Raw genomic sequence first — 21,631 nt, forward strand, 5'->3', positions numbered from 1 at the left:
CCCGAAAAGCGCTGGAGGGCCAGCGGATGAAGTCGCTCTTTGACTTCAACCGATGGACCGAAGCGTCTCGAGGGGCTAGCCGCCGGAGCTGGACAGTAGGAAAAGCGGAGGCGGCTTGCCCAGGGGCGACAGGCATAAGACGAGCCGCGGAAGAAGGCGTTTTTTGCCTTCTGGAGGGGATTGGCTTATGACCCGAGGGGCTAGGAGGCGGAGCTGGACAAAGAAAAAAGCAAAGGGACGGTTCTCCTGCTTCATATGAAGCAGATGAACCGTCCCCATGGTTTATGTTAGACAGCTGTCTACGAGTTTGATGTATTTGTTCAGGGTTGATGCTGATAGTCCATACTTTTTGGCGATTGCCTGCTTGGTTGTCCTGCTTTGGCGCACTTTATCCCAGACATATTCCACGGCGGCTGCCCAGGCTTTTTTATTTTTAAAGTTCAGGCCGTCCTTGACAGCCTGATCAAAAACAGCAAACCAGATCAGGTAGACCCCTGCTTCTTCATCCTTGATCGGACGGTGGAAGTCGTACAGTACAAGCGCCGTTTCGTGGGCCCCGAGAATCGCCTCCATACCAGGCAGCGATTGTCCCGATTCCACGTACTGAAAGTATTCCCGCTCCAGGCCAGTCAGGTTTTCGGCAATTTTCCCTGTGGAAAGGATTTCTTCCTTTTTACCGGAAACGGACGCCAGGAACAAGGCAAACAGCCGCTCCTCCGGATACTCGCTCTGGAGTCTGCTGATAATCGAGGATACCTGGGAATCAAGAGCAACATTCTTGTCTCTCCATGGCTCATGGCCTTCTTTATCCGGGGTGTACTCAAGCACTCTTTTCCAGTATTCCCTGGCGGCTTGCTCACGCCCTGTATAATAAGAAGAAGTTGCCAGCCAGTAATAAAATGCTCCGTCACCTTCATGACCGGTTTTATGCAGTTTTTTCAGCCATTTGTAGCCAAGTTCGTATTCGCCGACAAGCGAAAAAGTGGCTCCAAGCTTGAATTGCTGCTCCATCAGCATTGGCTGGATCTTCGCGAGCATCTTTGTCATTTCCCTTACCTGCTTTGTACGGTTTTCGTAGTAGGCGAACACTAGCATGTTGCAAAGCGCGTGCAGGTTCCCCGGATTTTTTTCCAGTACAAGCTCGAGAATCTCATTCGCCTTTTTCGGCTGTCCGAGATAAAAATAGGCTAATGCAAGGTTATTGTAGGCAGACCAATATTCTGGAAACTCTTCGACCAGTTCCTCGAATATCTCGATTGCTTCCGGAAACTCGCCTTCCTCAAGCCGCTTCCTTGCTTCCTCCTGCTTGGCAATCAGCCCGTCTTCTTCATGTATGTCATCATCCAGCTCTTCCGCTTCAAGCAAAATCACTTCGAGCAGCTCTTCGGCATCATCCGTGAACTCCCCGTCACGATTCAGCTCCAGGTACAAGTTGGCATGATGGTAAGCATCTTTAAACAAACCCATGTGAGCATAGTTATTAGCTAAGAAGTAATGGCATTCTACCATTTCTTCGTCCAACTCTTCGAGAATTTCCTTCAGAAGGGTGACCGCCTGCTGGTAATCTCCCAGTTCGGTCGCCACAATCGCAAGCTGGCAGACAATCATCGGCTCGCCCGGCTCGAGTTCCATCGCCCGGCTAAAAAACTTGTAAGCCTTATGCAAATCGCGGCGGTGGTACGCCTTAACACCCTTGGAGAAGTAGTATTCACCTGTCGGCACAAATGACAACAGCTGTCCTTTTGGTTTTCTTGCTTTAGAGTCTTCTCCCATTTAGCCCTCCATAAAAGGTTTTTAACTAATGTATTATAACATAGGGTGTGGTGGGGAGGAAGAGTTGGACCAAAATGAATTATTTTCCCAACTTGGAAACCAGGTAATGCTGCAATAGGGGGAAGGGCTTTTTACATAAACTGGTGTTTGGCAAATAAATAGCGGTTTTTGGAATATAAATCTTGAATTTTGGAAAAAAAAAATAGAGTTTTGGAAGATAAATCGGTATTATTGGCAAATAAAACAAACATTTTGGAAAATAAATTACATTCCCACTCCCCACTATTGGTTTTTGCCCCTCTATTTTGCCCATCCCCCCCAAACTTGTGACAAAATCAGGACAAGAATTCCCCTTTGCAGGAGGTCGCCATGAAAAAATAGAAGATACAGTAAAAGGAGTGATACATTTGATTGCAAAAAAGCGTGTTAAGCCATTAAAAATACGAGTTAATGAAGCAATCTTACGGAGAGTGCCTCCAAGGCACCCGCAAATCCAAAAAGTTACCACAGATTTAGCCAAATGGAAGGCAGGTTTAAGAGGAGAAGAGGAAGCTGACTATTATTTAAGCCTTCTCCCCGAAAAAGAATTCTCAATCTTCCAGGATGTCCGCCTCCAGCACCAGGGGTCCAAGTTTCAAATCGACCATATTCTGCTATCCCCTCACTTTGTGCTCCCTCTTTCCGTCAAAAACTATGCCGGAGAAGTGATTTTCAATCCAGGATTTAATCAGATCACTCGTATTCTCAATAACCAGGAGGAAGGGTTTGAAGACCCGATCGTGCAGGCAAAAAGACACCAGTACCTCTTGGGCCGATGGATGAAAGAGATGCGGCTCCCGCCCATTCCCATTGATTTTCTCGTTACCTTCGGAAAATCCACCACCATTTTAAAAAATCCAGCCCATTCCCGCGAAGTCTACGACAAGGTTTGCTTAGCAGGCAGCCTGATTTTTAAAATCAATAAAGTTAAAAATCTATATCCTAAAGAGATTCTGAATTCGAAAGAAGTGAATAAATGGACGAAGGCCATCTTAAAACATCATATGCCCGAGGCTCCCTCCTACACTGCTTACCATATACCGCATACTGACTTCATTCCCGGGGTTCAATGCCCAGCTTGCCAGAAATACCGGATGTTCAGAATTCGCGGCTGCTGGAAGTGCCCGGCATGCGGTGCGGTTTCCAAAGACGCACACCTGCAAGCGATTCAGGATTATTTTCTCCTCATCAATCCAACCTTGACCAATCGCCAGCTGCAGGATTTTCTGCACCTTCATAATTCAGGTATTATCTCAAAAATACTGGCAAGTACTAGTCTTCCCCACACCGGCTTCCGCAAAGACCGCATCTACTACCCAAAATCCACCGACACATAAAAACCGGCCCCAATCGAGGCCGGCTGTCAAACTATTATTTTTTCCCTTCATGCCGCTGTTCCAGCACGCCCAGGACTTCCTTCAATGGAAGTTTCTGCTCGCGCAGCAGGACGAGGAGGTGGTACATCAGGTCGGCGGCTTCCCATTTCAGTTCTTCGGCGTCGCGATTTTTCGCGGCGATGATAACTTCGGAGGCTTCCTCGCCAACCTTTTTCAAAATTTTATCCACGCCTTTTTCGAATAGATACGTAGTATAGGCGCCTTCCGGCATATCGCGTTCGCGTTCGGCAATCACTTTTTCCAGACGGGAGAGAATTTGAAGGTCGGAAGCACTTGCCTCGTCACCCGAAGCACTCTCCACCAGCTTCTCCGAGAAGCAGCTTACCGCCCCCGTATGGCAGGCAGGGCCGGCCGGTTCAACGAGCACCACTAAAGCATCGCCATCACAGTCATACTTGAGCTCGACAATCTTCTGGGTGTTGCCGCTCGTTGCCCCTTTATGCCATAGCTCCTGGCGCGACCGGCTGTAAAACCAGGTCTCGCCGCTCGCAATCGACTTTTCCAGCGATTCGGCATTCATGTAGGCTACCGTCAGCACCTCAAGGGTCGCTGAATCCTGGACGACGGCCGGAATCAGGCCGTTCTCGTCAAATTTCAAGTTGTTCATCGTACTTCCACTCCTTTGTCACGGAGGTAAGCTTTCACTTCGGCCACCGAGGTTTCTTTGTAATGGAAAATGGATGCTGCCAGGGCTGCATCTGCCTTTCCTTCGGTAAAAGCTTGGGCAAAATGCTCGGCATTCCCGGCTCCGCCGGAAGCAATCACTGGCACAGGTACCGCTTCACTGACTGCCTTCGTCAACTCCAGGTCAAAGCCCTTCTTTTCACCATCGCTGTCCATGGAGGTCAAAAGCAATTCCCCCGCTCCGAGGCGGACCGCCTGCCTCGCCCACTCGATGACTTCAAGTTCAGTGGCTTTGCGCCCGCCGTGGGTGTAGACACGCCAAGATCCAAGCTCTTCATCATATTTGGCATCGATTGCCACAACAATGCACTGGGTACCGAAGAAATCGGCGCCCTCCGTGATCAGGCCGGGATTCATGACCGCAGCTGTATTCAGGCTCACCTTGTCGGCCCCAGAGCGCAAGATCCGCTTCATGTCGTCGAGCGAGTTGATGCCGCCCCCGACCGTAAAGGGAATCGCAAGTTCGGAAGCGACCGCTTTGACCACTTCGACCATTGTCTTCCGGCCTTCATGCGAAGCGGAAATATCAAGGAACACCAGTTCATCGGCGCCCTGCTGGTCATAAAAACGCGCCAGTTCCACCGGGTCTCCTGCATCTCGCAGCTGGACAAACTGAATGCCTTTCACAACACGGCCGTCTTTTACATCAAGGCAGGGAATGATTCGTTTCGTCAGCATGGTTTCTTCACCGCTTCCAGCGCTTCTTTTACCGTAAAACGCCCCTCATAAAGGGCCTTGCCGACGATCGCTCCGCCGACGCCGGATGTCTCCAGCTCCTTAAGGGCTGCCAGGTCTTCAAGAGAGCTGACGCCTCCGGAAGCAATGACGTTTTTCCCTGTTTCGGCTGCCATCAGGGCCACTGCCTCAAGATTGGGCCCCGACAGCATTCCATCGGTGGCAATGTCGGTGAAGATGAAGGTTTCCGCCCCGGCATCGGCAAACCGCTTGCCAAGGTCGACTGCCTTCACTTCTGATGTGGACAGCCAGCCATGCGTCGCCACATACCCATTTTTCGCATCAATGCCAATCGCAATCTTCCCGGGATATTTCCGGACCATCTCTTCGGCGAATTCCGGATTTGAAATCGCAATGCTTCCGATAATCACTCTTGAAACACCATTTTCCAGGTAATGCGCAATATCGCTTTCGCTTCTGATACCGCCGCCAATCTGGACGGAAGCGTTCAGCTCGCKGGCTGCGTTAATGACGTATGTATCGTTGACACGTTTGCCGTCACGCGCGCCGTCAAGGTCAACCATGTGGATCCACTTTGCCCCTGATTCTGCAAACGACTTTGCCATATCAAACGGCGAATCGCCATAAACTGTTTCTTTCCCATAATCCCCCTGGAGGAGCCGGACACATTTGCCGCCCCTCATATCAATTGCCGGGTAGATGATAAAACTCATTGTCCAGCACCCCTTTATCTGGTTCCAATCATTTTTGTAAAATTGCGAAGCAGGTCCATTCCGGTCAAACTGCTTTTTTCAGGATGGAATTGCATTCCGTAAATATTTCCGCGTCCGACCACGGCCGGAACCTCGACATCATAATCACCGACCGCGACCAAAACATCACGGTCATCCGTTTTCACATAATAAGAGTGAACAAAATACACATGACCTTCCGAAATATTTTCGGTGAGCGGCGACTGGTTTTCAAACCGCAGCCTGTTCCAGCCCATATGCGGGACTTTGTAGGCTTCTCCCTCCGCCGTCACGCCCGGAAAACGCTCGACCTTGCCAGGCAGCAGGCCGAGTCCTTTGGTCACACCATTCTCCATGCTCTCTTCAAACAATAGCTGCATGCCAAGGCAGATGCCCAAAAGCGGCTTTCCGCTCCCCGCATAGTCCACAATCATTTCTGTCAGTCCGAGTTCATTCAGTCTTTCCATCGCGTCGCGGAATGAGCCGACACCAGGAAGCAGCAAAGCGTCTGCTTTCCGCAGCTCCTCTGGGTCTTCAGAGATGAAATAAGGAGTTTCGAGACGCTCCAAGGCTTTGGAGACGCTGAACAAATTGCCCATTCCATAATCGACGATCCCAATCATCTACAGCATTCCTTTCGAGGATGGGATTCCTTTGACACGCGGGTCGATGGTTGTCGCTTCATCGAGTGCCCGCGCCAGTGCCTTGAACACCGCTTCAATGATATGGTGGGTGTTTTGGCCGTAGTGGACAATCACATGGAGATTCATGCGGGCTTCGATGGCCAGCTTCCATAAAAATTCATGGACAAGTTCGGTATCGAATGTGCCGACTCTTTGCGCCGGAAACTCGCCGCGCAATTCAAGATGCGGGCGGTTGCTCAGGTCGATGACAACCTGGGCGAGCGCTTCATCCATCGGGACGAACGCATTGCCGTAGCGCTTGATGCCTTTTTTATCGCCCAGCGCCTCGCGCAAAGCCTGTCCAAGGCAGATGCCGATGTCCTCGGTTGTGTGGTGGTCATCAATCTCTGTGTCTCCCTGTGCCTGGACAGTCAAATCAAACTGGCCATGCTTGGCAAACAAATCAAGCATGTGGGAGAGGAACGGGACACCCGTTTCAAGCTCGGACTTGCCTTCTCCGTCCACCCCAAGGGTCAGCTGGATATTGGTTTCATTCGTTTTGCGGCTAATACTTGCGGATCTTTCCATCTATGTTTCCTCCAGACTAAAGGTTTTCGTTCTTTTTTAATCGTGCTTCCACGGCCCGGGCATGGGCCTCAAGCCCCTCAAGGCGTGCAAACTTGGCAATCTTCGCGCCGTTTTCGCGGAGGGCTCCTTCGCTGTAAGCGATGATGCTCGACTTCTTCTGGAAATCCTCGACGCTCAGCGGACTGGAGAACCGGGCCGTTCCGTTGGTCGGCAGCACATGGTTCGGTCCGGCAAAATAGTCGCCAACCGGCTCGGAGCTGTAACGGCCGATAAAAATCGCGCCCGCATGGCGGACTTTCCCAAGCAGCTCCATCGCATTTTCGGTCATGATTTCAAGATGCTCGGGCGCAAGCTGGTTCACTGTTTCAACGGCTTCTTCCATGTCGGCAGCCAGATAGATGGCACCAAAGTCTTCGATCGACCTGGCAGCGATTTCCCGGCGCGGCAATACCGCTAGCTGAGCGGCCACTTCGCGCTGCACAGCCTCCGCCAACGCAGCCGAAGGAGTGACAAGGACACTGCTTGCCCTTGTGTCATGCTCGGCCTGTGAAAGCAGGTCGGCGGCCACTTCGTCCGCATTTGCTGTGTCATCAGCCAGGACCGCGATTTCACTTGGACCAGCAATCATATCAATGTCCACGTCCCCGAATACCTCCCGCTTTGCAAGGGCCACATATATATTGCCGGGGCCGGTAATTTTATCGACTGGCGCAATGCTTTCCGTACCGTAAGCAAGGGCTCCGACTGCCTGGGCACCGCCCACCTTGTAGATTTCCTTCACACCGGCCAGGTCGGCGGCCACCAGGACCCCGGCAGGAAGCTTCCCGTCCGCTCCGGGAGGCGAGACCATCACGATCCGCTTAACGCCGGCCACCTTGGCAGGAACCACATTCATCAGCACAGAAGATGGATAGGCCGCGGTTCCGCCGGGAACATAAACTCCGACAGAATCAAGAGGAGTCACTTTTTGCCCGAGAATCGTGCCGTTTTCTTCTGTCGTCAGCCAGGAAGGCCGCAGCTGTTTTTCGTGATAGGCACGGATATTATCGGCCGCTTCGGCAATAATCTGGACCATGCTCTCATCGACAAGATTGTAGGCTTCCTTGATTTCTTCCGGCTCTACCAAAAAAGCTTGCAGCCTCACATGGTCAAATTTTTCCGTGTAGGCTTTAAGGGCTTCATCCCCGGACCGGCGGACATCAGCCAGGATTTCCTTCACGGCCTGCCTCTGGTCTTCACTTCCGCTATCGACACTTCTTTTAATGGACACCTCGCCGCTGACCTTTACAATCTTCAATACAATCATCCTTTCACGAACTCGTCAGGAACATCCCCGACTTATATGACTTTGCTGAGCGCATTCACCATTGCGCTGATTCGTTCATCTTTCATCCGGTAGCTGACCGGGTTGACGATCAGCCTTGAGGTGATTGAGGTGATGGTCTGGAATTCAACCAATCCATTTTCCTTCAGCGTCCTGCCGGTCGACACGATGTCGACGATCCGGTCGGACAGGCCAATCAAGGGAGCCAGTTCGATCGATCCGTTCAATTTAATAATTTCAACCTGCTCACCTTGTTCACGGAAAAAGGCTTCCGCCACTTTCGGATATTTGGTCGCCACTTTCGGCGCTACATCATTCATTTTTGTGCCCGGCAGTCCGGCAACGGCCAGATAGCATGGGCTGATTTTTAAATCGAGCAGCTCGTAAACGTCCCGTTCTTCCTCTAGCAGGACATCCTTCCCGGCAATGCCAAGATCGGCGACCCCATGTTCCACATAGGTGGCAACGTCCATTGGCTTGGACAGGATGAACCGGAAATTTTCTTCCGCTACATCGATGATCAGTTTCCTGGAGTCATCAAACTCGGGCGGCAGCGTGTATCCTGCAGTTCTCAGCAGTTCGGCCGCTTCCTCGAAGATTCTTCCCTTTGGCATCGCAATCGTTAATTGTTCAGTCATGGTCCGGCTCCTTTCCTGCTTTGCCCACTAAAAACGTGACGTCGTTATACTTATTGGTGCAGGCATCAATGTTTTTCACGCCGCTGATGTCCTGGAGAACGACCCGCTGCCCGGCGGAACGCTGCTTATTAGCCAGCAGGCACGCCTCTTTTCGCCGTTCCGCGCTGAACAGGATGCAGGAAACCGGAACAGTTTCGTCCAGCTCGCCCAATGCTTCAATCAAGCGGTCAAGGCGAAAGGCAAATCCTGTAGCCGAGGTTGATTTTCCAAACTTTTGGAGCAGACCGTCATAGCGGCCGCCATTTCCGATCGGGAAGCCTACTTTGCCCGAATAAATTTCAAATAAAATTCCTGTATAGTAGCTCATGTGGCTGACAAGAGTCAAATCGAATTTGATATGGGAGGACGCCTCATAATCATTGATAATCTCCCACAGCCTCTCCAATTGGAGGACGGCTTCCTTCCCTTCTTCATTTTCAACAAGATCCAGCGCCTTGCCAATGACTTCCGGACCGCCGCGCAGTTCGAGAAAGGCCAGCAGGCGCTGGCTGTCAATGGAGGACAGCGGAAGGGATTTGACATGCTCCCGGTAGCCGACATAATTTTTTTCATATAAAAATCTTGTCAATTCCTGGACGCGTTCTTCAGTCCCGAGGATTTGCAGAAACAATTCCCGTACAAACCCCGCGTTCCCAACGGAGAGCTGAAAATCCTTAAGACCAGCTTCCTTAAGCGATGAAATCGCCAGGGCAATCATTTCCCCGTCTGCACTGACTGTTCCATCCCCAATACATTCCACGCCAACCTGTTCAAATTCCGCCGGCCTTCCGCCTTCGCGCTGCTGCGCCCGGAATACATTGGCCGAATAGGCAAGACGAAATGGCAAATCGTCTTTTAAAAGCTTGGAAGCAGCCACCCTGGCAATCGGCGCGGTCATATCGGGACGGAGCACCAGCGTGTGGCCTTCACGGTCCAGCAGCTTGAACAGCTGCTGATCCAGGATTGCGGATGCCGTTCCAACGGTTTCGTAATATTCAAGTGTCGGAGTGCCAATGAACTGATAGCCCCACTGCCTGATTTCTCCCTCAAGCGCCGAGCGCACATGCTGCTTTGTTTCATATATATCAGGAAGAGAATCCCTCATTCCCAATGGTTTCTCAAACATAAATAACCGGCTCATATGCTTTCCCCCATCTGTCAAAAGCTATTTCCCTTTTTTATCGGTACTTTAGTTCGCTAATATGGTAATGAAATAAAGTTATATGTAGTTTAACGCTTTAGGCAAAATCAGTCAATAAAAAAGTCTGTTTATTCAAATTAGCCATAAAGAGACAAAATTCCTTTAAATTCATGTTTTTTCTTGTTTTTACACAGCTGGGCAAAGGAATACTACCAAAAAAAAGCTTGCAAATCACCATGCAAGCTTCTTTTAGCGTTTATTTAATAGCGAAAGATCCAGTTCGGCCGGGGCTAGCTCGATGCCATTTTCTGTGAAGCAATCGACAATGGCATGACGAAGCTTGCTTTCCACCCGTTCCTTGATTTCAAAACTGGCTACGGGGAGCTCGACCAAAAACTCCATTGCCCTATTTCGCAAGTCAACAAAGCGTATTTCGGCATGGGTAGCTTTTAGGATTCCCTCTTCATCCTCCTTAATATTCTCCACGGCCTCCGACAGCAGCTGTTCCACCTTCTTGCTGTCCGTGCCAAATACAACACTGACACTAACCTGGGCCATCATGACGGCGCCTGTGCGGTTTTTGATGATCTGTTCAATAAAATACTGGTTCGGGACGATCAAGGTTCCTTCCTTTGCTGTCCGCACCACGGTGGACCTCATCCTGACCCTTTCAATCCTGCCGATTTTATCATTGATCTGGATTACTTCTCCTACTTCAACTGGGCGTTCAAACAGCATGATGAGACCGGAAATGAAGTTCCCGGCAACGTTGCGGAGCCCAAAGCCTATCCCGATGCCAAGTATGCCCAAAAAGGCGCCCAGTGCTGTCAGGTCAATTCCGACACTAGTAAAACTGAATGCCAAAGCAGCGACCATGACTGTATAATAGAGAACCCGGCTCAAGGTGTAGCTGAGCCCTCTCTCAATCTGATAATACTCGTATACGGAAGACAGCACGTATTTAATGAACAGTTTGACAGCCCGATGCGCCAGGGAAACAATCATAAATGCCAGAATGATCAGGAATAGCGTTACATCGACGCCTCCCTGGGAATATAAAGGATAAAACAGCCACTCCGAGTTTGAAAAATAAAAAAGGAACAGGAAGACGATTCCATAAAACGAGACCCAATTCAGCATCGATAAAAACGATGGCAAGTATTTTCCCTGAAACTCTGGCCTGCTTCGGGCCATATAATTCGCCGCAAGCCGAAGTATCCACTTTCCAGCCAGAATTAAACACACATATAAAATAAATTGAAAAATATCGGATGCAGTAAAGTTTTCCACAATAAAGTCCAGCATAATATCACCCGGTTCCATAGATACAGAACTATTCCTGTAAAGGGTAGAGACTAAACGTGGAAAATCGGCACCATCTAGCTGATTGGGTCTTCATCTGTACATTCATCCATACCTGGTTTTGTTGATTTTTTACAAGCAAAAAAATAAAACCCTGCCTGAGCAGGGTTCATTTGTTTCCATAAATAGGGTCATCGGCCCAGCGCTGGGCCAATTCTTCTTTCGTATAGATGACCTTCATCGGGTTGCCGCCGACAAAGGCGCCGGGCGGCACGTCTTTGTGGACGAGCGTGCCGGCTGAGACAAAGGCTCCGTTCCCAATCGTAACTCCCGGCAGGATCGTCGAATTGGCGCCGATCATCACTTCATCGCCGATGACGACATCGCCAAGACGGTACTCCCTGATAAGATATTCATGGGCGAGGATGGTCGTATTATAGCCAATGACGGTATTGCGGCCGACAGATATCTTCTCGGGAAACATCACGTCAAGCATCACCATCAGCGCAAATGATGTCTGTTCTCCTACCTTCATCCGCAAAAAAGTGCGGTACAGCCAGTTTTTCGCACTTAAAAAGGGCGTATAGCGAGCCGCCTGGATGACAATGAAGTTTTTGACCACCTTCCAGAATGGGACGGTTTTATACACATGCCACAGCGAGTTGGCTCCTTCCACCTGGTACCGCTCTGTCTTCCTCATGCTTACACTCCAAGGACGGGCAAAAGGTCTGGCATTTTTTCCAGAATGTAGTCCGGCTGATAGGCAGCGAGATGCTTCCTTCCCTTCAGGGACCAGGCCACTCCGGCCGTCAGCGTTCCGGCATTCTTGCCGGCAAGGATGTCATGGTGATTATCGCCGACCATGATGGCACTTTCCGGCCGGGAAGCCAAAGCCTGCAGCGCCTTTTGGACAGGCTCAGGGTCTGGCTTCGGTTTTTGCACATGATCAAGGGCCACGATGACCTCGAAGTAGCGGTTCAACCCGGTTAAATTCAGTCCCATCATTACAACATCGGATAGCTTGGTTGTCACGATTCCCAGTTTGAAGCCCTTTTCCTTTAACGCGGCCACCGTCTCGGTTACTCCTTCAAACTCGGTGACCAGCAGGTCATGGTTAGCTTTATTGAACGTGCGGTACATGTCCATCATTTCCAGGTAGCCTTCAGGGTTGATGGCTTCAAACGTCTCCTGCAGGGTGGGCCCCATGAACGGAAGCACATCGCTCCGCTGGTAACGCCCCGGGTAATAATTCTCCAGAGTATGGAGGAAGGAGGAGATGATCAGTTCATTGGTATCAATAAGGGTTCCATCCAAATCAAATAATACAGTATCAATTCTATTGTTCATATACGGCTTCCTTTCCTTTCGTCACTTCAACCCGGTTCCAGATGTAGGCTACTGTTATCGTCAGCAGGACGGCTGTTGCCACACGGATCAGCAGCAGAGGCAGTACCGGGATGCCAAGCGGAATAAAAATCAGAGTATCTTCAATAACGGCGTGGCAGGCGACCAGGAAGATAAAGGCAATGGTGGCATCTTTCTTCGAGACACCGTCTTCCTGTACCGCCTGGATCATGACGCCCGCTCCCATAGCAAGCCCAATCAAGAGCCCGGCGGCTACTGTCAGCGAAGCGTTCTCCTTCATGCCCAAGGTGCGGATGGCAGGAGAGATCCATCTGGAAAAGACATCAAGCCATTTCAGGTCCTTCATAACCTGGATGACTACCATGAGCGGGATCACAATCAAGGCGAGCTGCAATACGCCCAGCCCAGCCTTCTCGACGCCTTCAAAAATAATCGCAGGCCACCCGGAAGCCTGCTCCTGCTGGCCGGAAATCATTCCATACTGGGCGATTTCCGAGCCGCCGTTCCACACCAGGTTGATGACTACGGCAGACAGGAAAGCCAAACCGAGGCGGACAACCAGCACCACCCACAGCTTGACCCCCACCTTCAGGGCCACCCCTGTTTCAATCAGCAGATTATGCGAGAAAGACAGCATAACGGCAATGATGAAAACTTCTTTTACCGTCAGTTCAAGCGTGAGGATCGCGCCAATCCCTGCATATAGATTTAGGAAATTCCCGAGTACCAGCGGAATGGCCGCATCTCCGGACAGGCCCAGGAGTGCCATCAATGGCGTAACAGCCTGGATGATCCATGGCAGGACTGGTGTATACTGCAGGATTGTCACGATCAGGGTGATGGGAAAAATGACTTTTCCCAGAGTCCAGGTTGTCTGGAGACCGACCTGCAATCCTTTTTTTATCGTTGTGACCATTGAAGCTTCCCTCCCTGTACACATGCTATGCATGTATTTTTTCTCTTTTGTGTTTTTATCCTTTTTCCAAATACCTGATGTTTGAGTAACCCTTGACTCTGCGATAAATCCAAAGCGCAATCGCAGCAAGAATCAGCACAATGGAAATGGTCTGGGCCATCCTGAGCGATTCGGTCAGCATCAGGCTGTCGGTGCGCAGGCCTTCAACGAAGAAGCGGCCGATTGAATACCAGATCACATAGCTGAGGAACAGTTCCCCCCTGCCAAGATTGACTTTGCGAAGCAGCAGGAGCAGGACAAAACCCGCAATGTTCCAGATTGACTCATACAGGAATGTTGGATGGTAGTAGGTGCCATTGATATACATTTGATTAATGATAAAATCAGGCAGCATCAGGTTTTCGAGAAAAGCACGGCTGACTTCGCCGCCATGCGCCTCCTGGTTGATAAAATTGCCCCAGCGGCCGATGGCCTGCCCGAGGATGATGCTCGGAGCCGCGATGTCTGCCAGCTGCCAGAACGACACATTTTTCTTTTTGGCAAATACGTAGGCAGTAGCGACGGCCCCAATCAGCGCGCCGTGAATCGCAATCCCGCCGTTCCAGATGCTTAAGATCTCACCCGGATTTTGCGAATAGTAGTCCCATTGGAAAATGACATAATAAATCCGCGCGCATAAAATCGAAATCGGGATTGCCCAAAGCATCAAATCAGGGAAAAGATCCTTATCCAGGCCGCGCCTTTCCGCTTCCCGGATTGCGAGCCACAGTGCCAGCGCAATTCCCAATCCGATAATGATGCCATACCAGTGAACCTGAAGCGGCCCTAGCGAAAAGGCCACTGGGTCGATCGGCTGAAAATTCTCTTCCATATCCTTCTCCTTTAATCTCTATCTATTTTTCCTGCTATGTTCCAAATACCGCCTGAATCGGCAGTGGCCGATTCGCAAGGTTGTCCATTATCGGTCTTCGTGGTCTCCATCCTCAATGACGTCTGCCAGCCTGTTGGAGAACTGTTCCGCTGCATTTACACCCATTCGCTTCAGGCGGAAATTCATGGCCGCCACCTCGATGATGACTGCCAGGTTTCGTCCGGGACGTACCGGTACCGTCAGCCTGGTCACATCCGTGTCGATGATTTTCATTTTTTCTTCTTCAAGTCCCAGACGGTCATATTGCTTTTTCTGGTCCCAAATCTCGAGGTCAATGATCAGCGAGATCCTTTTATGGGTACGGACGGCACCGGCTCCAAACAAAGTCATCACATTGATGATGCCCAGGCCGCGAATCTCCAGAAGATGTTCAATCAGCTCAGGGGATGTGCCAACAAGCGTATCCTGGTCCTCCTGGCGGATTTCCACGCAATCATCGGCAACAAGGCGATGGCCGCGTTTGACAAGCTCCAATGCCGTTTCACTTTTACCGACGCCGCTTTTGCCTGTGATGAGGACGCCGACGCCATAAATATCGACCAGCACCCCATGGACGGCCGTCGTCGGTGCCAGTTTGCTTTCAAGATAATTGGTAAGATGGCTTGAAAGCCTTGTTGTCTTTCTGGCCGATTTGATGAGAGGGACCGACTCGCGCTCGGCGGCCTCAATCAGCTCGGGCGGCACTTCCATATCCCTTGTCACGATGATGCATGGAGTCAGGTCGGTGCACAGCCTTTCCAGACGCTCTTTCCGGTCTTTATCACTTAATCTTTCCATGAAAGACAGCTCTGTTTTCCCAAGCAGCTGTACACGTTCTGCCGGGTAGTATTCAAAATATCCGGCCATTTCAAGTGCAGGCCGGGAGATGTCGCTTGTCGTAATCGGGCGGTTTACTCCTTCTTCTCCACTGATGAGTTCCAGGTCAAACTTGTTAATTAGGTCTATAGTACGAACTTTTGGCAAAGAGGAACCCTCCTTCTATTTATCAAATAAAAAATCAATACTTTATATTTTAGCACTATTTTTTACAGAACAAAATGCGGGCGGCTCCAAAAGGTGGAGATTCTTTTTAAAGGAATGAAGAAATTGGGGCATCTTTCAAGACCGTTTCCGGCCAGGACAGACCTTTTCCTAAAAAACAAGTTTCAGCTGCGTCCTCTTTGCTCAGGGATTCATATAATAAGAGTGCAGGACTATTATCTGGAAGGAGGGGTTCATGTTGCAAATCATGCTTGATGCGGGGCATGGCTACAATACACCTGGCAAGCGCAGTCCGGACGGCTTGAGAGAATACGAATTTAACCGGGCGGTCGCCAGCCATGCCGGGAATCTGCTGCGAGACTATCGAAATGTGACCGTCCATTTCGCCCATTCCGACGAGCGGGATGTCCCCTTGCAGGAGAGAACCAGCCGGGCAAATTCCCTGAATGTTGATGTTTATGTATCGATTCACGCGAACGCCTTTGGCAGCGGCGGCTGGAACAATGTGGGCGGCATCGAGACGTTCGTGCATCCCTCGAGACCTTCGATGGCGTATCAGCTGGCCCGGAAAATACAAAGGAATCTTACCGCCGCTACTGGACTAGCCGACCGCGGCGTGAAAACCGCCGACTTTCACGTCCTCCGGGAAACAAGGATGGACGCTGTTTTGGCAGAATGCGGCTTTATGACCAATCGGAACGAAGCCTTGCTTATGCGTACGGATACGTATCGAAGGACCGTTGCCGAAGCAATTGTGAAGGCTCTTGCCGACCAGTTCAGGCTTGTCAAAACAGATGGAACCGCCCCGGCTCCTTCACCATCTCCATCTCCACCCGCACCTGGGGGCTTGTATAAAGTGCAGACCGGGGCATTCGGGGAGAGGAAAAATGCAGACCAGCTTGCCAATCAATTGCGCCAGGATGGCTATGAAGCATTTGTGAATGCAGGTTCTGCAGATGGATTGTTCAGGGTCCAGGCAGGTGCATTCAGTGAAAAACAGCGGGCCGATGCCCTTGCCGCCCAGCTCCGCCAAGACGGCTACAGTACGTATGTGTATCGCGAGTAGATAAAAAACTGGACTTATTAGGTCCAGTTTTTCTTTTGCGTATAAAAAGGCGATGATTTCGTTTTGCCTAAAGTTCCTTGGAGGAAAACGGCAAAAACAGTTTAATTCCCCTTCTGTTAAAGGGAAGGATTTTCATGTCGGCAAGCAGGTGGGAGGCATAGGCCGCCACAGCCGCTTCAAACACTCCGGCAAAGCCGATGCTCTGTTCAAACTGGTAGGCAATCACACCAAAAAAGACAGCCCCGAGCAGGGAATGTGTGTAGCTCCGATGCGGTACAAACGAGGCGATGATGATAAAGATTCCCAAGAGCACCAGCCACGATTCCTGCAGCGCAAGCCCCCCGGCCAATACGCCTGCACCCGTGACCGTGAGCATCCGCCTCTGGGTAATCAACCCCGACAGGAAGAAAATTCCGGCCCCAACTGCAATCCCCAGCCATCTTTCATTGTCTGCCCCTTCAAAAAAGCTGTAGACCATCATTAAAAAGGCAATCAGCTGTGCGGTGTATTTAATCGTTTTATGAGAGAAAGTAATCCTGTTTGATAGCTTTCCATCAATATCAATGTCAGGCATCAGCCCGGCCACCGCCCCCACTGCCACAAGCAAAGCTATGCCCGCAGGCTCTGCCTGGTAGGAGCTGGCTGCCACAAAGCCAATCCCTGCTCCAATTAACATATGTCCTGTTCCATTCATGCTGTCCACCCCGTAAAAAAGTCATCCTTCCCATTATACAAGGAAACAGGCCAGCTGTGGTGAGACTTCAGAACCAGCCCGGGCAAAAAACGGGCACTTTATCACACTAACACACAAAACGGTGCCTGACCCCCGCTGCGTTAATGCGGGAAAGCCTGGCACCGTTTCTTCCTTTATTCCTTGTTCAGAAGTGTTTTCTGGATGATCATATTGGCAACAGACATGATCAGCGATGTAAGCAATGCCATTCCGAAGCCCGAGACCTCAAAAGACGATCCCATTAGGCTGTCCGTCAGCATGATGGTTACTCCATTGATGACAAACAGGAACAATCCCAATGTCAGCAGGGTGATTGGCAATGTCAGGATGACCAGGATGGGACGGACAAGGATATTTAAGATGGAGAGCAGGAAACTCGCCCCCAACGCGGCTCCAAAACCGGCCACGTACACCGCATCCTTAAAAAAGCCGGCAATGGCCATGAACAGGACGGCATTGATGACTATCCCGATCAGCCACCTCATTTGGCTGAACGAAGCGCAATGGCACCGGTTTTGCTGTCAGCATATACCCTGAGAGGGCTGTAGCTTTCACCTTTTGGCTTAAAACGGAGCGATTTTTGCACCATTTCGCTTTTCTCCTCGATAATATCGAGCCCATCAAGGCCGAGTTTAAAGCTCCCCAGGTTTGACTTCAATTCCCCGCTGGCGGCAATGCCTTCCGGAACATAAAGGTCAATGCCGCCTGTCGCCGTCTTGGCCTCCAGCAGCTCGCAATCCTCATTGGTTGCCTTGCAGGTGATACTGCCATTGAAGGACTGCAGCTCGGCGTGGCGGAGGGAACCATCCACCCTGAGGGCTCCGTTGATCGTCTCTGCCTCCAGCTCGTAGATATGGCTTGCCGCCACGGTAATCGGGCCGTTAGCCGTCTCCGTTTCAAGCTTTTTGCAGATGAGATTGGCAAAGCTCACCTTGCCATTGGCCGTCTTGGCCTTGAAATCCTTCACCGACAGATTCTCCGCTGAAATCGGTCCATTGAAAAGCCTTACCCGGGCGGTCTCGTAATCAGCTCGCGGTATATGAACCATGGCCTCCACCTTCATCCATTTCTGCTGGACGGAAAACCGCAGTTTTTGCCCTTCAATGGCAAAGATGGCGTCTTCTAGCAATTTCCGGCGTGCCTCATCCTGGTTCTCAACCCGGTAGACTTTGGCTGAGCACTCGATCCGGACCTCCGATTCATCCCACGGAACAATTTTCACCGAGCCATTGGCCACGTCGATATCAAGCTGGTTCAAGTAGGCACCGCCCTGCTGGAAAATATGGGTGATATCCACCGATTGGCCAAAGTTGAAATCAAGGTCAAAATCCTTGATTTTCTTAAAAGCCGAATCAACAAAATCCACAACCTTATCCATTGCAGACTGCAGCTTATGGCTCGACGAGTCCTCCTTAAAAGGCCCCTGCGCCTTGGCTCCTTCATCCTTCACCGTAGTGGACAGCTCTGTCAGCAAAGCCGCTTTCTTTTCTTCCATGTTTTTCTCTTTCTTATCAAGCTCTTCAATCAGGAGCAAGGCCTCATCCACACTTAGCTTTCCTTCCTCGACCATCGCCAAAATCCTTTTGCGCTCTTCCTTCATCACAATACCTCCTCGCATTTTCAGTTATTTATGACTTAAACACCTGGCTGCAATTTCTTCCTGCAAAACCTCTCAACTTTTAATACGGATTAAACAAAGGGAGAGTTTCACTAAATTGTGTTTTCATGGAAAGGTTCTGCATACAAAAGCGCTGCCGAATCCAATTTCGGCAGCGCTCACCTTTTAGGAGCTGCTGTAGCTTTCTTCCCTTTCGCTGACCAGCTGCTGCATGCGAAGCCGATCTCGTTCGAGGATAGGCTTCAGGTATTTGCCGGTATACGATTCCGGAACCTCGGCAACCTGTTCAGGGGTGCCCGCCGCAACAATCGTGCCGCCTTTGTCCCCGCCTTCAGGACCAAGGTCGACTATATAGTCCGCGGCCTTGATGACATCGAGGTTGTGCTCAATCACCAGCACAGTGTCACCATTTTCGACAAGCCGCTGAAGCACTTCCAGCAGACGGGCGATATCATGGACATGCAAGCCGGTTGTCGGTTCATCTAGAATATAGAGCGTTTTTCCCGTGGACCGGCGGTGCAGCTCGGAAGCAAGCTTGACCCGCTGCGCTTCCCCTCCGGACAGGGTCGTTGCCGGCTGGCCGAGCTTGATGTAGCCTAGACCGACATCCGCGATCGTCTGAAGCTTCCTTCTGATTTTCGGGATATTGCTGAAATATTCGAGGGCATCCTCAACCGTCATATCCAAAACGTCTGAAATGTTCTTGCCTTTGTATTTTACTTCAAGTGTCTCGCGGTTATAGCGTTTCCCATGGCAAACTTCGCACGGTACGTAGACATCAGGAAGGAAATGCATTTCGATTTTGATGATACCGTCGCCGCGGCAGGCTTCACAGCGTCCGCCTTTTACATTGAAGCTGAATCGGCCCTTTTTATAGCCGCGCACTTTCGCTTCATTGGTAGAAGCGAACACATCGCGGATATCATCGAACACCCCTGTATAGGTGGCCGGATTGGACCTTGGCGTTCGCCCGATTGGCGACTGGTCGATATCGATGATCTTGTCGATATGCTCGGCCCCTTTGATTTCCTTATGTTCGCCCGGCCTGCTCTTGGCCCGGTGAAGCTTCATGGCCAGCGACTTTAGGAGAATCTCATTGATCAGCGTACTTTTCCCTGATCCGGAAACGCCTGTTACCGCAATGAACATGCCGAGCGGAAACTTCGCATTGGTGCCTTTCAGGTTATTCTCCTTCGCACCCTTAATTTCAATGTAGCGACCGTCCGGCTTCCGCCGTTCAAGCGGAAGCGGAATGAACTTTTTGCCGGAAAGATACTGGCCCGTCAGCGAAGCCGGGTCGTTCATCACCTCTTCCGGACTTCCGGCAGAAATGATTTCGCCGCCGTGGACCCCTGCCCCAGGGCCAATATCAATCAGATAATCGGCAGCAAGCATCGTATCTTCATCATGTTCAACAACGATGAGAGTATTGCCGATATCGCGCATATTCTTTAGCGTCCCGATCAGCCGGTCATTGTCGCGCTGATGCAGGCCGATGGAAGGTTCATCGAGAATGTAAAGGACCCCTGTCAGCCTGGAGCCGATCTGGGTGGCGAGCCTGATCCGCTGGGCTTCACCGCCCGACAAAGTCCCTGCCGCCCGGCTTAGCGTCAGGTAATCAAGGCCGACGTTGACCAAAAAGCCAAGGCGTTCCTTAATCTCCCTGAAAATAAGGTCGGCAATTTTCATCTCTTTTTCCGAAAGCTGCAGGGTATCGAAAAAGTGATGCGCCTCTTCGACCGAAAGCTCGGTTACCTGGCCAATATGGCGGTCCGACACCAATACTGAAAGGGTCTCCCGTTTAAGGCGGTATCCTTTGCATGTTGGACAGTGAAGCTCGCCCATGTATTTTTCCATTTGTTCCCGGATATAGTCGGAGCCTGTTTCTTTATAGCGCCGTTCCACATTGCGGAGAACTCCCTCAAACTGGATGTAATTTTCCCTGATCTGGCCAAAATCATTCTGGTACCTGAAATAGATTCGGTCACTGGCGGAGCCGTAGAGGATCTTATCAAGCTGGTCCTTTGGCAGGTCCTTCACCGGGACATCCATGTCGATTCCGTAATGGCTGCATACCGCCTCAAGAAGCTGCGGATAATATTGGGAGCTGACAGGCTCCCATGGTGCAATCGCATTTTTCTTCAGGCTCAGGTCCTTGTTGGGAATCACAAGGTCCGCATCAACTTCCAGCTTGACGCCCAGGCCGTCGCAATCGGGACAGGCGCCAAACGGGCTGTTGAACGAAAACATGCGCGGCTCCAGTTCGCCGATGGAAAAGCCGCACACCGGACAGGCGTGATTTTCGCTGAACATCAGCTCTTCCCCGTCTATCACATCGACGATGACTTTGCCTTCGCCAAGCCTCAAGGCTGTTTCAAGGGAATCGGCCACACGGGCGGCTACTCCTTCCTTGACAACAATCCGGTCGACAACTACCTCTATGCTGTGTTTCTTGTTTTTTTCCAGTTCAATGTCTTCCTCGAGGTCACGCATTTCCCCATCTATGCGCACGCGCACATACCCCTGCTTTTTGATATCTTCCAGAGGCTTGACATGCATCCCTTTTCTGCCGGAGACAATGGGCGCCAGGATTTGCATTTTTGTCCGCTCGGGGAACTCCATTACCCGGTCGACCATCTGCTCGATCGTCTGTGAGGAGATTTCAATTTTATGGACCGGACAGACTGGCCTTCCAACCCTCGCGTACAAAAGCCGCAGATAATCATAGATTTCCGTAACAGTACCCACGGTGGAGCGAGGATTCCGGCTTGTGGTTTTCTGGTCGATCGAGATGGCTGGAGACAGTCCCTCGATCGAATCCACATCGGGTTTGTCCATCTGCCCAAGGAACTGGCGGGCATAGGCGGATAGCGACTCCACATAGCGCCGCTGCCCCTCGGCATAGATGGTATCAAAAGCCAGCGAGGACTTCCCCGAACCGGAAAGCCCCGTCAGTACAACAAGCTTGTCTCTCGGAATGGTGACATCGATATTTTTTAAGTTATGGGCTCTTGCCCCACTAATAATTAATTTATCCATGGTTATA

21 protein-coding genes are annotated in these 21,631 nt (G+C 50.9%); 2 read left to right on the forward strand and 19 right to left on the reverse strand.

Annotated features, from left to right (window positions below):
- Positions 1-282: 282 nt before the first annotated feature.
- Positions 283-1,773, reverse strand: coding sequence for a tetratricopeptide repeat protein (locus ADU22_RS01355; protein ID WP_053360546.1), 1,491 nt, complete (start codon positions 1,771-1,773; stop codon positions 283-285).
- 407 nt (positions 1,774-2,180) lie between these two features.
- On the opposite strand from ADU22_RS01355, the gene ADU22_RS01360 reads away from it, so the two are divergent.
- Positions 2,181-3,149: a nuclease-related domain-containing protein gene (locus tag ADU22_RS01360; RefSeq protein ID WP_053360547.1), complete on the forward strand. Its 969-nt coding sequence runs from the start codon at positions 2,181-2,183 to the stop codon at positions 3,147-3,149.
- A 34-nt stretch (positions 3,150-3,183) separates the two neighbouring features.
- Here ADU22_RS01360 and hisIE read toward each other — a convergent pair whose 3' ends face one another.
- The 14 genes from hisIE to hprK all read right to left on the reverse strand — a co-directional run bounded on the left by hisIE (position 3,184) and on the right by hprK (position 15,150).
- Complete coding sequence (gene hisIE, locus ADU22_RS01365) at positions 3,184-3,816, reverse strand: bifunctional phosphoribosyl-AMP cyclohydrolase/phosphoribosyl-ATP diphosphatase HisIE (protein ID WP_053360548.1); 633 nt, start codon at positions 3,814-3,816, stop codon at positions 3,184-3,186.
- Positions 3,813-4,571, reverse strand: coding sequence for an imidazole glycerol phosphate synthase subunit HisF (gene hisF, locus ADU22_RS01370; RefSeq protein ID WP_053360549.1), 759 nt, complete (start codon positions 4,569-4,571; stop codon positions 3,813-3,815). The genes hisIE and hisF overlap by 4 nt, the downstream gene beginning before the upstream one ends.
- Positions 4,565-5,302: a 1-(5-phosphoribosyl)-5-[(5-phosphoribosylamino)methylideneamino]imidazole-4-carboxamide isomerase gene (gene hisA / locus ADU22_RS01375; protein ID WP_053360550.1), complete on the reverse strand. Its 738-nt coding sequence runs from the start codon at positions 5,300-5,302 to the stop codon at positions 4,565-4,567. Before hisA ends, hisF begins: the two co-directional genes overlap by 7 nt.
- 14 nt (positions 5,303-5,316) lie before the next feature.
- Positions 5,317-5,943 (reverse strand): imidazole glycerol phosphate synthase subunit HisH, encoded by a 627-nt coding sequence (hisH, locus tag ADU22_RS01380; RefSeq protein WP_053360551.1) that lies wholly within the window; start codon positions 5,941-5,943, stop codon positions 5,317-5,319.
- Entirely contained in the window at positions 5,944-6,531 is a 588-nt protein-coding gene (hisB, locus tag ADU22_RS01385) for an imidazoleglycerol-phosphate dehydratase HisB (protein WP_053360552.1), read from the reverse strand.
- 16 nt (positions 6,532-6,547) lie between these two features.
- On the reverse strand, positions 6,548-7,828 hold the full coding sequence (gene hisD, locus ADU22_RS01390) for a histidinol dehydrogenase (RefSeq protein WP_053360553.1): 1,281 nt from the start codon (positions 7,826-7,828) through the stop codon (positions 6,548-6,550).
- A 41-nt stretch (positions 7,829-7,869) separates the two neighbouring features.
- Positions 7,870-8,493 (reverse strand): ATP phosphoribosyltransferase, encoded by a 624-nt coding sequence (gene hisG / locus ADU22_RS01395; RefSeq protein ID WP_053360554.1) that lies wholly within the window; start codon positions 8,491-8,493, stop codon positions 7,870-7,872.
- Entirely contained in the window at positions 8,486-9,673 is a 1,188-nt protein-coding gene (locus tag ADU22_RS01400; RefSeq protein WP_053360555.1) for an ATP phosphoribosyltransferase regulatory subunit, read from the reverse strand. The genes hisG and ADU22_RS01400 overlap by 8 nt, the downstream gene beginning before the upstream one ends.
- 249 nt (positions 9,674-9,922) lie before the next feature.
- Positions 9,923-10,996, reverse strand: coding sequence for a mechanosensitive ion channel family protein (locus ADU22_RS01405; protein ID WP_231687823.1), 1,074 nt, complete (start codon positions 10,994-10,996; stop codon positions 9,923-9,925).
- Between the two features lie 148 nt (positions 10,997-11,144).
- A complete protein-coding gene (locus tag ADU22_RS01410; protein ID WP_053360556.1) occupies positions 11,145-11,675 on the reverse strand; it encodes an acyltransferase in 531 nt (176 codons plus the stop codon).
- Between the two features lie 2 nt (positions 11,676-11,677).
- Positions 11,678-12,322: a pyrophosphatase PpaX gene (gene ppaX, locus ADU22_RS01415; RefSeq protein ID WP_053360557.1), complete on the reverse strand. Its 645-nt coding sequence runs from the start codon at positions 12,320-12,322 to the stop codon at positions 11,678-11,680.
- Positions 12,312-13,256 carry a nucleoside recognition domain-containing protein gene (locus tag ADU22_RS01420; RefSeq protein ID WP_053360558.1) on the reverse strand — a complete coding sequence of 315 codons (945 nt, stop codon included), beginning with the start codon at positions 13,254-13,256 and terminating at the stop codon, positions 12,312-12,314. Before ADU22_RS01420 ends, ppaX begins: the two co-directional genes overlap by 11 nt.
- Before the next feature lie 55 nt (positions 13,257-13,311).
- The gene (gene lgt / locus ADU22_RS01425) at positions 13,312-14,127 is read right to left on the reverse strand and encodes a prolipoprotein diacylglyceryl transferase (RefSeq protein WP_053360559.1); all 816 of its coding nucleotides are present in this window, start codon (positions 14,125-14,127) and stop codon (positions 13,312-13,314) included.
- A gap of 87 nt (positions 14,128-14,214) precedes the next feature.
- Positions 14,215-15,150, reverse strand: coding sequence for an HPr(Ser) kinase/phosphatase (gene hprK / locus ADU22_RS01430; RefSeq protein WP_053360560.1), 936 nt, complete (start codon positions 15,148-15,150; stop codon positions 14,215-14,217).
- Between the two features lie 253 nt (positions 15,151-15,403).
- Between hprK and ADU22_RS01440 the strand changes: the two genes are divergently transcribed.
- A complete protein-coding gene (locus ADU22_RS01440; RefSeq protein WP_231687824.1) occupies positions 15,404-16,234 on the forward strand; it encodes an N-acetylmuramoyl-L-alanine amidase in 831 nt (276 codons plus the stop codon).
- Between the two features lie 67 nt (positions 16,235-16,301).
- Here the strand turns inward: ADU22_RS01440 and ADU22_RS01445 are convergent, their stop codons facing one another.
- The 4 genes from ADU22_RS01445 to uvrA form a co-directional block, all read right to left on the reverse strand.
- Complete coding sequence (locus tag ADU22_RS01445; RefSeq protein WP_053360562.1) at positions 16,302-16,928, reverse strand: metal-dependent hydrolase; 627 nt, start codon at positions 16,926-16,928, stop codon at positions 16,302-16,304.
- Positions 16,929-17,101: 173 nt separating this feature from the next.
- Positions 17,102-17,452, reverse strand: a complete 351-nt coding sequence (locus tag ADU22_RS01450; RefSeq protein WP_053360563.1) for a phage holin family protein — start codon at positions 17,450-17,452, stop codon at positions 17,102-17,104.
- Entirely contained in the window at positions 17,449-18,567 is a 1,119-nt protein-coding gene (locus ADU22_RS01455; protein ID WP_053360564.1) for a DUF4097 family beta strand repeat-containing protein, read from the reverse strand. The genes ADU22_RS01450 and ADU22_RS01455 overlap by 4 nt, the downstream gene beginning before the upstream one ends.
- Before the next feature lie 183 nt (positions 18,568-18,750).
- Positions 18,751-21,624 carry an excinuclease ABC subunit UvrA gene (gene uvrA, locus ADU22_RS01460; RefSeq protein WP_502688730.1) on the reverse strand — a complete coding sequence of 958 codons (2,874 nt, stop codon included), beginning with the start codon at positions 21,622-21,624 and terminating at the stop codon, positions 18,751-18,753.
- Positions 21,625-21,631: the final 7 nt, after the last annotated feature.

The sequence above is a fragment of the Bacillus sp. FJAT-27251 genome (genome assembly GCF_001273925.1).
In the GTDB taxonomy this organism is placed as follows: Bacteria; Bacillota; Bacilli; order Bacillales; family Cytobacillaceae; genus Mesobacillus_B.

Bases quoted from the DNA above. Each gene is read 5' to 3' on its own strand.
- ADU22_RS01355 (WP_053360546.1), bottom strand. From the start codon at position 1,773: ATGGGAGAAGACTCTAAAGCAAGAAAACCAAAAGGACAGCTGTTGTCA.
- hisIE (WP_053360548.1), bottom strand. From the start codon at position 3,816: ATGAACAACTTGAAATTTGACGAGAACGGCCTGATTCCGGCCGTCGTC.
- hisF (WP_053360549.1), bottom strand. From the start codon at position 4,571: ATGCTGACGAAACGAATCATTCCCTGCCTTGATGTAAAAGACGGCCGT.
- hisH (WP_053360551.1), bottom strand. From the start codon at position 5,943: ATGATTGGGATCGTCGATTATGGAATGGGCAATTTGTTCAGCGTCTCC.
- hisB (WP_053360552.1), bottom strand. From the start codon at position 6,531: ATGGAAAGATCCGCAAGTATTAGCCGCAAAACGAATGAAACCAATATC.
- hisG (WP_053360554.1), bottom strand. From the start codon at position 8,493: ATGACTGAACAATTAACGATTGCGATGCCAAAGGGAAGAATCTTCGAG.
- ADU22_RS01400 (WP_053360555.1), bottom strand. From the start codon at position 9,673: ATGAGCCGGTTATTTATGTTTGAGAAACCATTGGGAATGAGGGATTCT.
- ADU22_RS01405 (WP_231687823.1), bottom strand. From the start codon at position 10,996: ATGGAACCGGGTGATATTATGCTGGACTTTATTGTGGAAAACTTTACT.
- ADU22_RS01410 (WP_053360556.1), bottom strand. From the start codon at position 11,675: ATGAGGAAGACAGAGCGGTACCAGGTGGAAGGAGCCAACTCGCTGTGG.
- ppaX (WP_053360557.1), bottom strand. From the start codon at position 12,322: ATGAACAATAGAATTGATACTGTATTATTTGATTTGGATGGAACCCTT.
- ADU22_RS01420 (WP_053360558.1), bottom strand. From the start codon at position 13,256: ATGGTCACAACGATAAAAAAAGGATTGCAGGTCGGTCTCCAGACAACC.
- lgt (WP_053360559.1), bottom strand. From the start codon at position 14,127: ATGGAAGAGAATTTTCAGCCGATCGACCCAGTGGCCTTTTCGCTAGGG.
- ADU22_RS01440 (WP_231687824.1), top strand. From the start codon at position 15,404: ATGTTGCAAATCATGCTTGATGCGGGGCATGGCTACAATACACCTGGC.
- ADU22_RS01445 (WP_053360562.1), bottom strand. From the start codon at position 16,928: ATGAATGGAACAGGACATATGTTAATTGGAGCAGGGATTGGCTTTGTG.
- ADU22_RS01450 (WP_053360563.1), bottom strand. From the start codon at position 17,452: ATGAGGTGGCTGATCGGGATAGTCATCAATGCCGTCCTGTTCATGGCC.
- ADU22_RS01455 (WP_053360564.1), bottom strand. From the start codon at position 18,567: ATGAAGGAAGAGCGCAAAAGGATTTTGGCGATGGTCGAGGAAGGAAAG.
- uvrA (WP_502688730.1), bottom strand. From the start codon at position 21,624: ATGGATAAATTAATTATTAGTGGGGCAAGAGCCCATAACTTAAAAAAT.